General features: G+C 71.3%; 13 protein-coding genes. 7 read left to right on the top strand and 6 right to left on the bottom strand.

What is annotated here, in order from left to right:
* The first annotated feature begins 56 nt into the window (after positions 1-56).
* Genes ACYVLP_RS05005 through ACYVLP_RS04990 form a run of 4 tightly spaced genes read left to right on the top strand, consistent with a single transcriptional unit; the run spans position 57 to position 4,567 of the window.
* A complete protein-coding gene (locus ACYVLP_RS05005) occupies positions 57-587 on the top strand; it encodes a (2Fe-2S)-binding protein (RefSeq protein WP_460626236.1) in 531 nt (176 codons plus the stop codon).
* On the top strand, positions 584-3,031 hold the full coding sequence (locus tag ACYVLP_RS05000) for a xanthine dehydrogenase family protein molybdopterin-binding subunit (protein ID WP_460626235.1): 2,448 nt from the start codon (positions 584-586) through the stop codon (positions 3,029-3,031). The genes ACYVLP_RS05005 and ACYVLP_RS05000 overlap by 4 nt, the downstream gene beginning before the upstream one ends.
* Positions 3,028-3,885 carry an FAD binding domain-containing protein gene (locus ACYVLP_RS04995; RefSeq protein WP_460626234.1) on the top strand — a complete coding sequence of 286 codons (858 nt, stop codon included), beginning with the start codon at positions 3,028-3,030 and terminating at the stop codon, positions 3,883-3,885. The genes ACYVLP_RS05000 and ACYVLP_RS04995 overlap by 4 nt, the downstream gene beginning before the upstream one ends.
* Positions 3,886-3,892: 7 nt before the next feature.
* Positions 3,893-4,567, top strand: coding sequence for an SRPBCC family protein (locus ACYVLP_RS04990; RefSeq protein ID WP_460626233.1), 675 nt, complete (start codon positions 3,893-3,895; stop codon positions 4,565-4,567).
* On the opposite strand, the gene ACYVLP_RS04985 is transcribed toward ACYVLP_RS04990, so the two are convergent.
* Together ACYVLP_RS04985 and ACYVLP_RS04980 are read right to left on the bottom strand one after the other, a co-directional pair.
* Entirely contained in the window at positions 4,564-5,259 is a 696-nt protein-coding gene (locus tag ACYVLP_RS04985; protein WP_460626232.1) for a class F sortase, read from the bottom strand. The two genes, ACYVLP_RS04990 and ACYVLP_RS04985, sit on opposite strands and share 4 nt — an antisense overlap.
* Positions 5,260-5,327: 68 nt before the next feature.
* Positions 5,328-5,999 (bottom strand): hypothetical protein, encoded by a 672-nt coding sequence (locus tag ACYVLP_RS04980; protein WP_460626231.1) that lies wholly within the window; start codon positions 5,997-5,999, stop codon positions 5,328-5,330.
* 258 nt (positions 6,000-6,257) lie between these two features.
* Here ACYVLP_RS04980 and ACYVLP_RS04975 point away from each other — a divergent pair, with 258 nt between their 5' ends.
* Complete coding sequence (locus ACYVLP_RS04975) at positions 6,258-7,631, top strand: L-serine ammonia-lyase (protein WP_460626230.1); 1,374 nt, start codon at positions 6,258-6,260, stop codon at positions 7,629-7,631.
* Between the two features lie 21 nt (positions 7,632-7,652).
* Here the strand turns inward: ACYVLP_RS04975 and ACYVLP_RS04970 are convergent, their stop codons facing one another.
* Positions 7,653-8,969 carry a glycoside hydrolase family 1 protein gene (locus ACYVLP_RS04970; protein WP_460626229.1) on the bottom strand — a complete coding sequence of 439 codons (1,317 nt, stop codon included), beginning with the start codon at positions 8,967-8,969 and terminating at the stop codon, positions 7,653-7,655.
* A gap of 53 nt (positions 8,970-9,022) precedes the next feature.
* On the opposite strand from ACYVLP_RS04970, the gene ACYVLP_RS04965 reads away from it, so the two are divergent.
* Positions 9,023-10,216 carry a molybdopterin molybdotransferase MoeA gene (locus tag ACYVLP_RS04965; protein WP_460626228.1) on the top strand — a complete coding sequence of 398 codons (1,194 nt, stop codon included), beginning with the start codon at positions 9,023-9,025 and terminating at the stop codon, positions 10,214-10,216.
* Positions 10,217-10,226: 10 nt separating this feature from the next.
* On the opposite strand, the gene ACYVLP_RS04960 is transcribed toward ACYVLP_RS04965, so the two are convergent.
* The 3 genes from ACYVLP_RS04960 to fdhD form a co-directional block, all read right to left on the bottom strand.
* Positions 10,227-11,081 carry a DMT family transporter gene (locus tag ACYVLP_RS04960; protein WP_460626227.1) on the bottom strand — a complete coding sequence of 285 codons (855 nt, stop codon included), beginning with the start codon at positions 11,079-11,081 and terminating at the stop codon, positions 10,227-10,229.
* Between the two features lie 15 nt (positions 11,082-11,096).
* A complete protein-coding gene (locus ACYVLP_RS04955; RefSeq protein ID WP_460626226.1) occupies positions 11,097-11,435 on the bottom strand; it encodes a YciI family protein in 339 nt (112 codons plus the stop codon).
* Positions 11,436-11,497: 62 nt separating this feature from the next.
* Positions 11,498-12,346 carry a formate dehydrogenase accessory sulfurtransferase FdhD gene (fdhD, locus tag ACYVLP_RS04950; protein WP_460626225.1) on the bottom strand — a complete coding sequence of 283 codons (849 nt, stop codon included), beginning with the start codon at positions 12,344-12,346 and terminating at the stop codon, positions 11,498-11,500.
* Positions 12,347-12,383: 37 nt separating this feature from the next.
* Here fdhD and mobA point away from each other — a divergent pair, with 37 nt between their 5' ends.
* Complete coding sequence (gene mobA / locus ACYVLP_RS04945; RefSeq protein WP_460626224.1) at positions 12,384-13,046, top strand: molybdenum cofactor guanylyltransferase; 663 nt, start codon at positions 12,384-12,386, stop codon at positions 13,044-13,046.
* The last annotated feature ends 22 nt before the right edge of the window (positions 13,047-13,068 follow it).

Genomic DNA, 13,068 nt, shown 5'->3' with positions numbered 1-13,068 from the left:
CGAGCAAGACTCAGCGAGGGGAAGTCAACTGCAGCGCGGCAGGAGGACAAAGAGCAATGACTCGTATCACCGTGACCGTCGACGGAATCAGCTATACCGACGAGGTCGAGCCCAGGACTCTCCTGGTCCACTACCTACGCGAGACGCTCGGCAAGACCGGGACCGTCGTCGGGTGCGACACCAGCAACTGCGGGGCGTGCACCGTCCATCTGGACGGGGAGAGCGTGAAGTCCTGCAACGTCCTCGCCGTGCAGGCCGACGGCCACGAGGTGACCACCATCGAGGGGCTGGCCAGCAACGGCCGGCTTCACCCGATGCAACAGGCCTTCCACGAGAACCACGCCCTCCAGTGCGGGTACTGCACGCCGGGCATGATCATGCAGGCCTGTGACCTGCTCAAGAACAACCCGGACCCGAGCGAGCAGGAGATCCGCGAGGGGCTCGAGGGCAACCTGTGCCGCTGCACGGGCTACCACAACATCGTCAAGGCGGTCCGGGCCGCTGCCGACGCCATGGCCGCACCAGCGCAGGAGACCCCTGACGCCGAAGCGGCCGAGGCGCCGGCGCCTGCGGGGGTGGCGTCATGACCATCACCGAGGACCGTGCGGCCGCTCCGGCCGCCGAGGTCGGCAAGGCCAGGCGCCGCAAGGAGGACCAGCGACTCATCACCGGCCGCACCCGGTGGACCGACAACATCAGCCTCCCCGGCATGCTGCACCTCGCCATGGTGCGCAGCCCGTTCGCCCACGCGAACATCAGGTCCATCGACGTGACCGAGGCCAAGGCGGCACCGGGTGTCGTCGATGTCGTCACTGGCGCGGACGTCAAGGACTTCCAGGGCGTCGTCGCGAACGCCTGGCCGATCAGCGCCGAGCAGAAGGCGCCGACGCACCTTCCCATCGTCGTCGACCATGTCGCGTGCGCCGGGGAGATCGTCGCGGTGGTCGTGGCTCGCACGGCAGCGCAGGCCCGCGACGCCGTCGAGCTCGTCGACGTCGACTACGAGGAGCTGCCCGCCGTCCTCGACCTCAAGGAGGCGGCCGCGGACACGGTCCTCGCGCACCCCGATCTCGGGACGAACAAGTCCGCCTTCTGGCAGCTCGACTCGGCCGCGCAGGGCTCCGGAGGCGACGTCGACGAGGCGATCGCCAAGGCTCGCACCGACGGCATCGTCATCGAGCGCGAGTACCGCCAGCAGCGCCTCATCCCCTCCTTCATGGAGCCGCGGTCGACGGTGGTCGACCCCACCGGCGAGCAGATGGCGGTCTGGTCCTCGACGCAGGTCCCGCACATCCTGCGGTTCCTCGTCGCGGCGACGACCGGTTTCCCCGAGTCCAAGCTGCGGATCATCGCGCCGGACGTGGGCGGCGGCTTCGGCGGCAAGCTCCAGACGACGCCGGAGGAGTTCGCGACCATCGCAGTGGCCCGGCGGGTCGGCAAGCCCGTCAAGTACACCGAGACCAGGTCCGAGTCGCTCCTGTCCGGCCACCACGGTCGAGACCAGTGGCAGAAGCTGACCCTCTCCGCGGAGAAGGACGGCACGGTCACGGCCCTCAAGGTCGAGCTGCTTGCCGACATGGGGGCCTATGTCGCCCTCGTCGGCGGCGGGGTGCCGGTGCTCGGTGCCTGGATGTACAACTCGATCTACAAGTTCCCGGCATACCGCTTCAACGTCCAGACGGTCCTGACCAACAAGACCTGGGTGGACGCGTACCGCGGCGCCGGCCGGCCCGAGGCGACGTACGCCATCGAACGGCTGATGGACGAGCTGGCCGTCGAGGTCGGCGTCGACCCCCTCGAGATCCGGGAGAAGAACTGGATCAAGCACGACGAGTTCCCGTTCGACAGCGTCGCCGGCATGCAGTACGACTCCGGCAACTACGAGGCGGCCACGGCTCGCGCGAAGGAGCTGTTCGACTACGACGGCCTGCGGGCCGAGCAGAAGCAGCGCCGTGACTCCGGCGACCCGGTCCAGCTCGGCATCGGCATCTCGACGTTCACCGAGATGTGCGGCCTGGCCCCGTCGCGGGTCCTCGGCGTGCTCAGCTACGGTGCGGGCGGCTGGGAGAGCGCAAGCATCCGGATGCTCGCCACGGGCAAGGTCGAGGTCATCACGGGCGCCTCTGCGCACGGGCAGGGGCACGAGACGGCGTGGAGCCAGATCGCCGCCGACCGCCTGGGGATCCCGTTCGAGGACATCGAGGTCCTCCACGGCGACACCCAGATCGCCCCGAAGGGCATGGACACCTACGGCTCGCGCTCGCTGGTGGTCGGGGCCGAGGCGGTCGTCCGTGCCGCCGACAAGGTGATCGAGAAGGCGAAGCCGATCGCGGCTCACATGCTCGAGGCGAGCGTCGACGACATCGAGTTCAACGCCGGACGCTTCGGCGTCAAGGGCACCGACCGCGGTGTCACGATGCCCGAGGTCATGCTCGAGACGTGGACCTGCCACGACCTGCCGGAAGGTGTGGAGGCGAGCATCGACGCGGACGCGACGTTCGACCCGAATACGTTCTCCTTCCCGCACGGCACCCACCTGTGCGCGATGGAGGTCGACACCGAGACGGGCGCGACGACGATGCGCAAGTACGTCGCCGTCGACGACATCGGCGTCATCGTCAACCCGCTCATCGTCCAGGGACAGGAGCACGGCGGGATCGTCCAGGGCATCGCGCAGGCGCTCTGGGAGGGCGCCGAGTTCGACGACCAGGGCACCCTGGTGACCGGCTCCTTCGTGGACTACACGCTGCCGACGGCGGCCGACACGATCAGCCTCGTGACCGACCACACGACATCGCCCTCTACGTCGAACACGTTGGGCACCAAGGGAGTCGGCGAGGCAGGCACGATCGCCGCGACGCCCGCCGTGGTCGGGGCGATCGTCGACGCGGTCCGGCATCTCGGGGTGAGCGACATCGCCATGCCGTGCACGCCGGAGCGTGTGTGGAAGGCGATCCAGGCCGGAGCCCCGGTCAGCACCGAGGGCGAGCGCGATGCCGCGCCCCACTTCGAGCAAGGAGGTGCCCAGTGATCCCGGCAACGTTCGACTATGTTGCGCCGACGACCGTGCAGGACGCCGTCGCCGCACTCGCCGAGCACGGCGACGAGGCCAAGGTGCTCGCGGGCGGGCAGTCGCTGCTGCCCATCCTGAGGATGCGCCTCAACGCGCCATCGGTCGTCGTCGACCTCGGCCGCATCGCCGAGCTCCGGGGGATCTCCGAGGATGGCGACCACATGGTGGTCGGCGCGATGACGACGTATGCCGCCGTGCTGGCCTCCGAGGCCGTGGCGACCCACGCGGCGCTGCTGTCCAAGGCGGTCGCGACGGTGGCGGACCCGCAGATTCGGCACCGCGGCACCGTGGGCGGCGCGCTCGTGCACGCCGACCCGGCCGGAGACGTCGGGGCGCCCGCCCTCGCGCTCGAGGCGGAGCTCGTCATCGCCGGAGCCGGCGGGTCGACCCGGACGGTGGCCGCGGAGGACTTCTTCGAGGACCTCTTCACGACGGCTGTCGGCGACGGCGAGCTGCTCACGCAGATCCGGATCCCGAAGCACACCGGGTGGGGGGCGCACTACGAGAAGTTCGTGCGGGTCAGCCACCAGTGGTCCATCGTCGGGATCGCGGCCACGGTGCGCAGCGAGGGCGGCTCGATCGCAGAGGCACGGGTCGGCTTGACGAACATGGGCTCGACTCCCCTGCGGGCCAAGGCCGTCGAGGCTGCGCTGGTCGGGCAGCCCGCGACCGACGCGGCAGTGCGGGCCGCCGTGGCCTCCGTCGCCGAGGGCACCAACCCGCCGTCCGACCTCAACGGCGACGCGGACTACCGCAGGCACCTGGCCACGGTGCTGACCCGGCGCGCGGTGCTGGCCGCGGCAGGGGCGTGAGCGGCTGATGGAGCTGACCCACTCGTTCACGGTGCCGACCTCGGTCGACGACGCGTGGGCCCTGTTCACGGACCTCGAACGCGTCGGCGGATGCTTCCCGGGCGCCACCGTGACCGAGACGACCGACGACGGCTTCTCGGGCACGGTCAAGGTCAAGCTCGGACCCATCGCGCTGCTGTATGCCGGTTCGGGCTCGTTCGTCGAACGTGACGACGCTTCGCACCGGGCCGTGATCGTGGCCAAGGGCAAGGACAAGCGCGGCAACGGCACGGCGGGCGCGACGGTGACCGTCCAGCTGACGCCCGACGGCGACGGCGCCAAGGCCGACGTGGTCACGGACCTCGCGGTGACGGGCAAGCCCGCGCAGTTCGGACGCGGGGTGATGCAGGACGTGAGCGACAAGCTGCTCCAGTCCTTCGTCGCCTGCATCGAGACCCAGCTGACCGCGGGAGCAGCCACCGCTGCTGCGCCCGAGGCGAGTCCGGTGTTCGGTGCTGCGGAGACGTCGGCGCCTCGCGCGCCGACGTCGTCGCGGCCGGCCCCGACCGAGTCGGAGGACGACGCGCTCGACCTCGGCTCGGCCGTCCTGCCCGTCCTCGTCCAGCGGTATGCCGGCTACGCCGCGGCCGCGGCCGTCGGCATCCTCGTCGGCTGGCTGATCGGGCGCCGCGCCTCCGGCTAGGTGCGGTTGACGGGGGTGGCGATGACGAGGCTGTTGTCGTCGTAGTTCTGGGCCAGGGAGTTCCAGCTACCACCGCACGTCGTCAGGAAGAGGCGCTCGGGGCCGCTGAAGTCATAGAGGTGCTGTGACGTCACGAGGTGCGGGTAGTCGGTCTTCGGGACATCCCGCCACACCCTCGAGACGGCATACGAGCACACGGAGCCGTTGTCCATCCGTACGTCGATGCGCTGTCCGACCGCAACCCGCGCGGCGAAGTCCTCCTTGAAGATGGCCGAGTCGTTTCGGAACGTGTGTCCGTTGGTCAGCACGGTGCCGGTGCCCGAACCGGGACGCGGCCCAGCGGCATACCAGCCTGCCTTGGTCCGATCCTTGGGTGTTCCGAGCGGCTGGCGCCCCTGGGCGTCGGGCGCCGCCTTCTCGTCGAGCCCGATCCGCTCGAACGGTGCATTGACGTCGAGCGCGCGGATGACGAGGCGCTTCGGGTCTCCGACCCGGCAGGTCGACGACGGACGGGTGCCCGTAGCCGTCGTGGACGGCGCCGAGGGGTGCGGCGATGACGGCGATCCGCCGCTGGTGCCTGGCGAGGCTACGGCGACGCTCGCCGGTGGGATCGGTCGCAGGACGAGGAACCCGAGGCCCGCCACCAGCAGGATCGCGACGAGAGCGACGAGAACTGGTCTCCTACCGGGCATGACTCATTGTCCCCACGGGTCCGACCGGTCGCTCCCCCGAGATGTCGCGACCGGTCGGGACGCTCGGGTCAGCCGTGGTCGGCCTGACGGCGCCGACGGGTCAGGTCGCCGGCGACGAGACCGGCGCCCGCAAGCAGCAGCCCGGTTCCGACGATGCCGTTGAGCGCGTTGGTGTCACCGGCTCCACCGGTTGCCGGCGCTCCCGCACCAGGCGTCTCGCCACCGCCACCGCCACTGGGCGTCGTGGGCGGCACCGTCGTCGGCGGTGTCGTCGTGGGTGGCACCGTGGTGGTCGGCGGAGTCGACGTCGGTGGTGTCGTCGGTGGTGTCGTGGTCGGCGGTGTGGTGGTGGGTGGTGTCGTGGTCGGCGGTGTGGTGGTGGGTGGCGTCGAGGTCGGCGGCGTCGAGACGCCACACGCGGCGATGCCCGGGTCCGAGCCACCGATCTGCACGACGACGGACTTGTCCTGGGCGTCGGAGAACGTGTCGCCGACGTGCGGCGCGGAGCTCTTGCCGGTCAGCGAGGCCCAGTCGACGAAGATCGGGTTCTTGCCCGACTTGAGGACCTCGTTCTGGTGCGGCTTCTGGACGAACTTGCACACCCAGACCTTGTGGGGGTCGCCGGGAGTGGCGTGTGCGGTCAGGCCGGTGGCAAGCGTGACCATGCCTGCGAGAGCCAGTGCCGCCGCACTGACCAGGGTCACAGCACGCTTGGGTATCTGGAAGGAACTCTCGGTCATCTTGGTATCCACTCTGAGTCGAGTTGGCGCCGTAGCGCGGCACCAGAGCCCCCGAGCAGCCCCTGTAGGACCCTCCATCAGCGACGATATGCCTCCCGGATCAGCCCCGCGGGGGCTTGGCGATCATTGGCAGGAACCCTGCAGGAAACGAGCAGAAACGCGGGGGTGTGCATCGGGGACTCTGCGGGACGTAGGCTCGATCGGATCGTCCACACCCCAGGGCGGTCGCTGTCAGCGACGACACGAAGTCAGGACACCATGGCGCTCAGCGTTTTCGACCTCTTCTCGATCGGCATCGGGCCGTCGAGCTCGCACACCGTGGGGCCCATGCGGGCTGCCGTGCTGTTTGCCGAACGGCTGCGGGACGAGGGAAAGCTCGCACAGGTCGCGCGAGTGCGCGCCGAGCTCTTCGGCTCGCTGGGCGCTACCGGGCACGGCCACGGCAGCGACAAGGCGGTCCTGCTCGGCCTGACCGGCGAGCGGCCCGAGCTCTGCGACCCCCGCGCCGTCGAGGGCCGTCTGGCGCAGATCCGGGAGCAGGGCCGGATCGCGGTCCTCGGCGAGCACGAGATCGCGTTCAACGAGGACGACGACCTCGTCATGCACCGCCGCAAGTCGCTGCCGTTGCACCCGAACGGCATGACGTTCACGGCCTTCGCCGTGGACGGCGAGGTCCTGGCCGAGCACACGTACTACTCCGTCGGCGGCGGTTTCGTCGTCGGGGAGGGCGCCGACGGCTCGACGAAGATCGTCGAGGACTCGACGCCTGTGGCCCACCCCTTCCGCACCGGCGACGAGCTGCTTGCGCACTGCCGCGAGACCGGCAAGTCGATCGCCCGGATCATGCTCGAGAACGAGCTGTCGTGGCGCAGCGAGCAGGAGGTGCGTGACGGGCTGCTCGACATCTGGCGCGTGATGAAGGAGTGCGTCCGCAACGGCAGCGAGACCGAAGGCGTGCTGCCCGGGGGCCTCAAGGTGCGCCGCCGCGCGCCTGAGCTGGCCCGCCGCCTGGCCGTGGAGGGGCCGAGCGACGACCCGCTCCGCGGCATGGACTGGATCACGCTCTACGCCCTCGCCGTGAACGAGGAGAACGCCTCCGGCGGACGCGTCGTGACGGCCCCGACGAACGGCGCGGCCGGCATCATCCCTGCGGTCCTGCACTACTACGTGAACTTCGTGCCGGGTGCCAACCGCGACGGGATCGTTCGCTTCCTGCTCACGGCGGGCGCCATCGGGGTGATCTACAAGGAGACGGCCTCGATCTCGGGGGCCGAGGTCGGCTGCCAGGGCGAGGTCGGGTCGGCCTGCTCGATGGCCGCCGGCGCCATGGCCGCCGTGCTCGGCGGGACGCCCGAGCAGGTGGAGAACGCCGCAGAGATCGGCATGGAGCACAACCTCGGGCTGACCTGCGACCCGGTCGGCGGGCTGGTCCAGATCCCCTGCATCGAGCGCAACGCCATCGCGTCGGTCAAGGCCGTCACCGCTGCACGCACGGCCCTGCGGGGCGACGGCTCGCACGTCGTGTCGCTCGACAAGGTCGTCAAGACGATGCGTGAGACCGGCCGGGACATGAAGGTGAAGTACAAGGAGACCGCCCGCGGCGGCCTCGCCGTCAACGTCATCGAGTGCTGAGGCGAGGCCGGATCCTCGCCATCAGCGATGGTGGCCTGTCGCGCTGCTCACCGGATACGTCTGTCCCGCAACGTACTTCGCGTACATCTCGCGCGTGACGCCGCCCTCGCGTGCGATCTCGGCGAAGAAACGGCCCGACGCCTTCACGGTGCGTTCCTGCGTCTCGTAGTCGAGCGCGACGAGGCCGAACCGCGGCACCTCGCCGTCGGTCCACTCCCAGTTGTCGACGAAGCACCAGTGGTAGTACCGCTCGACGGGCACACCCCGCGCGCGCAGCCCGGACACGACGGCCAGGTGCTCGTGCAGATAGCGCGAGCGGAACGCGTCGGTGTTGTCGCACGTGCCGTTCTCGGTGACCCAGACAGGCAGGCCGAACTCCTCCCAGGCCCACGTGGCCGTGTCGCCCAGCCCGGCGGCATACACCTCCCAGCCGAGGTCGTTGACGGGGACGCCGGCAGGCGTGCCGTCGTCGAAGCGCGTGACGGTCGTGCGTGAGTAGTAGTTGAGGCCGAAGAAGTCGGCGTACCGTCCCCGCCGGATACCGCGTGGCCGGCGCAGCGGTGCCCGGAACTCCCCGGTCGTCATGGCCCGGGTGATCGCGCCCTGGAAGAGGTGACGCATGGCGGGAGTGAGCGCGCGGTGCCACGGGTTGCGGGGGTTGCCCGGCTGGAACGGGCGAAGGTGGTGCGCGACCCCGACCTTCGTCGTGAGCCCTGGCAGGCGGTCGTGGATGAGGCCGTAGGCGCGAATGTGCGCCTCGGCGAGGGCGGCGTAGACGCGCATCGCCTGCGGAAGGCTGCGCCGGCCGGGTGGGAAGTCGCCGAAGACATAGGCGCTCGTGACATAGACGTTGGGCTCGTTGACGGTGACGTACTCGGTGACCAGGTCACCGAAGGCCGACACGACACGGTCGACGAAGCGGAGGAACACCTCCACCGCGTCGGTCGCGAGCCACCCGCCGCGCTGCTCGAACCACGTCGGCGCGCTGAAGTGGTGCAGGGTCAGCAGCGGACGGACACCCAGCCCGTGCAGGAGCTCCAGCTCCTCGCGGTAGCGCGCGAAGGCCTCCTCGTCGAAGCCGCCGGGTCTCGGCTCCAGCCGGGCCCACTCGACACCCATCCGGTAGATGCGCACCCCCAGCGACCCCATGAGCTCGGTGTCCTCACGCCAGCGCTGCCAGTGGTCGGTGGCCCGGACCGGGCTCGACCCGTCCTTGATCCGGCCGGGCTGCTGCGCCCACGCGGTCCAGGTGCTCGCGACGTCGCCGCCCTCGATCTGCGTCGCCGCCGTGGCCACTCCGAGCAACAGGCCGTCGAGCCTGAAGTCCTCAGTCGTCATGGTGGTCCATCCTGCCGTCTCGCGTGCCTTCGTCCTGCGGCACACTGGGCCGCGTGCCACACGTCTCCGTCGCCGACCACCGCGCAGCGGTGGCGGCCCTGGTCGGGTCGTCAGCCGTGGAGCGGGTCGCGATCGACCGGGCAGCCCGCGCGCGGCGCGTCGCCGCCGACCTCGTCGCCGCCGACGACCTGCCCCGCTTCGACTCCAGCGCCATGGACGGGTATGCCGTCCGCCCGGACGAGCCGGGCCAGCGGGCTTTCCCGGTGGTCGGGGACGTGCCGGCCGGCTCGGCGCCGGAACGCCCGCTCCAGCCGGGTGAGGCCTGCCGGGTGATGACCGGGGCCCGCGTCCCCGAGGGGACCGTGGCGGTCGTCCCGGTCGAGCAGACCGATGCCTCCCCGACAGGGCCGACGCCGGCGCAGGTCGTCGTCGCGGGCGCGGTGGAGCCGGGACGTCACATCCGCCGTCGCGGCGAGGACGTGTCGGCCGGGAGCGTCGTCGCGCCTGCCGGCACCGAGGTCACCCCTGCGCTGATCGCGCTCGCGCGGTCGGCCGGCTGCACCACCGCCCAGGTGTACGTGCCGACCCGGCTCGCCGTCGTCGCGACGGGCGCCGAGCTCACCGCGCCCGGCGTCGAGCCCGGCCCGGGCGGCATACACGAGTCGAACTCACACATGGTCGCCGCGCTCGCCGAGGCGGCGGGATGTGTGGTCGGCCGCATCGAGTCGTGCACCGACGAGCCCGACCGGCTGCGCGCGCTGCTCGACGCACTCGACGCGGACCCTTCGATCGACGTGGTCGTCACCACCGGCGGCGTGAGCGCCGGCGCTCACGAGGTGGTCCGCCAGGTGTGCGAGCCGCTCGAGTCGTTCTGCTTCGTCCATCTCGCGATGCAGCCCGGTGGCCCGCAGGGGCTGGGCCGCTTCGGCTCCACCCCCGTGGTGTGCCTGCCTGGCACCCCGGTCGGTGCCTTCGTGGCCTTCCACGTCCTGGTTCGACCGGCGCTCGACGCGCGGCACGGCGCGCTTGCGCGACCGGCGCGCTCAGCGGCCTACCGCGGCGCTCGCAGGCGGACCCGAGCGGGGAAGGTGCAGTTCCTCACCGGGGTGCTGCACGACGACGGCACCGTGACCGCACCCGATGCGCGGCACCTGACGGCCTTCGCCGCCGGAAACGCCCTCATCGAGGTGCCCGAGGGTGTCGACGAGCTCCTCGACGGTGATCGCGTCGTGGTCCACGAGGTGTGAGCCGGCCCGCTCACGCGGGCGACAGCCCCCGCGCGAGCTGGACCGCGCCGCCCACCACCACAGCGACACAGAGCAGGTATGCCGCGACATGCCCGGGTGAGAGGGGCAGCCGCTCGTGCAGCAGGGCCGCGCCGAGCACGACCGCGACGACGGGGGCCGTTGCCTCGTTGGCCGGGAAGCTCGCCGCAAGGGAGCCCACCTGGAAGGAGACCTGGGTCAGGACCAGCGCGGCTGCACCGACCAGCAGCAGGCACGCGAGGGGCACCCACCCGCCCGGTTCGGTGAGCCCCGCGGGTCCGGAGCGCTGCCAGGTCGTGGCCACGGCGTCGAGCAGCACTCCGACGAGGCCGAACCCGGCGCCGGCCACCGCGCCGTAGACCGCCGCCCGGACGGTCGAGGATGCCGTGCGTACCGAGAGCAGCAGCACGGCGCCGACCGACGCGGCGGCCACCAGGGCCCAGGCCGCGTGTGCGGCCGGAAGGGCTGATGCGTGGCCCGGGTCCCCGACCAGGGCGAAGAAGACGAGGAGTGATCCGAGGATGCCCGCGCAGGCGGCATAGTCCCGCCACGTGGGGGCGGGGCCACCGAGCAGACGCCCGACCGGCAGGGCCACGGGGAGAGCGAGGACGAGCAGCGGCTGGACCAGCAGGACCGGCCCGGTCGCCAGGGCCGCGACCTGCAGGCCCAGCCCGACGGTGTCGCCGCCGACGGACGCCAGCCACCGCGGGTCGCGCGCGAGCCGCAGGACGCCGCGGGCATCGGCCCGGCCGGTGTCGCGGTGGGCCGCACGGTGCTGCACCGCGGTGGCGGTGCCGTAGGCGACCGCGGACATCACCGCGCAGGGCAGTGCGACGGCCAGAGACACGCCTCGTGAGCCGCGTCAGGCAGGCGAGTTGGTCGGGTCGGCGACCCAGGGGCCGAGGGGCGGGTCCCACAGCCGGATCACCCGGCGCAGGACGTATCCGCCGAGCCAGTAGGGGTCTTGGTCGAAGGCCGCAGTCACGTCCTCGACGGACTCCCCGGACACCACGATGAGCGCCGCGTTGGAGGCCTCCTGGTCGGTGGGCTCGCCCTCGCTCACCTCGTCGACGCCGTCCTTGTACATCCCGCCGACGAGCAGGCCGGGCAGCGAGGTCAGCCACTCGCGGTGCTCCGGCCGGATGGTCAGCATCTCGGTGGCGTCGTCGGGGTAGGTGTAGTGGATCGCGAAGATGGGCACGCTGTCCTCCAGGGGTCGTCGGGGTCGGTGGGTCACGTCGTGGGTGGCGGTATGCCGGGTGGTCAGCTGGTCGTCACCCGCTCGCCCCCTGCGTAGACGTTGAGGCGCGTCCCGCGTACGAAGCCGATGAGGGTCAGCCCGGCGTCCTCGGCACATTCGACGGCGAGCGACGACGGAGCGGACACTGCTGCAAGACAAGGGATCCCGGCCATGACGGCCTTCTGCGTCAGCTCGAACGACGCGCGTCCGGACACCACGAGCACGCACCCGCTGGCGGGCATGTGCCCGTTGAGCAGCGCCCAGCCCACGACCTTGTCGACCGCGTTGTGGCGGCCGACATCCTCGCGGACGACCAGCGTCTCACCGTCTGCGGTGAAGAGCCCGGCAGCGTGCAGGCCGCCCGTCTTCGCGAACGACCGCTGCTCGGCGCGCAGCGCCTCGGGCAGGTCGGCCACGACCTTCGCAGCGAACTCTGCCGGGTCGGAGCGCACGTCGAACACCGAGCTGGCACGCAGCTGCTCGATGCTGGCCTTGCCGCAGACGCCGCACGAGGAGGAGGTGAAGAAGGCGCGGGTCGCCGAAGCGGTGGGCGCGGCGACGCCGGCCGCCAGGGTGACGTCGATGACGTTGTAGGTGTTCTCGTCGAACCCGCTCTCGCCCGAGGTGACCGCACCCTCGCAGTAGCGCGCCATCGCGATGTCGTCGACCGAACGGATCAGCCCCTCGGTCATCAGGAAGCCGTGGACGAGCTCGATGTCGTGGCCCGGGGTGCGCATCGTCACCGTGAGCGGCACGTTCCCGACTCGCAGCTCGAGCGGTTCCTCGACGGTGAGCGTGTCGGCCCGGGTCGTCGTCGAGGGCGTCCCGAGGTCGATCGTGGTGACTTTGCGCCGCACCGTGACCCGTCCCATGGTCCCAGCCTGCCAGAGACCGTGCCAGACTCCGAGGGTGACGCAGGGCGCAGACGACCGGGCCGTGCGCCCCGTGACCGTCATCGTCCTGACCGGGGGTGGCTCGCGGCGCATGGGTGCCCACAAGCCGTCGCTGCTGGTCGGTGGGCGAGCCCTCGTGGTCCGCGTCCTCGATGCCGCCCATCCGCACCCCACGCTCGTGGTCGGCCTCCCCGACGACGTGCCGGACGGCATACCCGTCATCCGTGAGGACCCACCCGGCGGTGGTCCGGTCGCGGCGCTCGCCGCAGCGGTCGAGCACCTGAGTGCGACCACCCCGGCGCCGCGGCTCGTTGCGGTGCTGGCCGCCGACCTGCCCTTCGTCACCAGCGGCCACCTCGACCGCCTCATCGACGCGCTCGGCCGGACCCCCGACGCTGGGCTCGCAGTCACCACCGACCGTGCGGGACAGCCGAACTGGCTGTGCGCCGCCTGGCGCTTCCCGACCCTCGTCGGGCGGCTCGAGGACATGGCCGACGGGCAGGCCGCTGCGCGTGGACACGTCGGAGGCCGGAGCCTGCGTGAGCTGGCCACGGGCGTACCGCGCGTGGAGATCGTCGACGAGACCGACCTCGCAACGGACGTCGACACTCCGGAGGAGCTCGAGGCCGCGCGCCGACGTGAGGCCGCCGGTCAGGGCGTCGACGACAGCCGGCTCTGACCAATCGCCAAGACCCGGCAAT

The organism is Intrasporangium mesophilum (genome assembly GCF_054783095.1).
The sequence above is the reverse complement of the archived record's forward strand: the minus strand, read 5'-3'. Positions and strand labels throughout refer to the sequence as shown.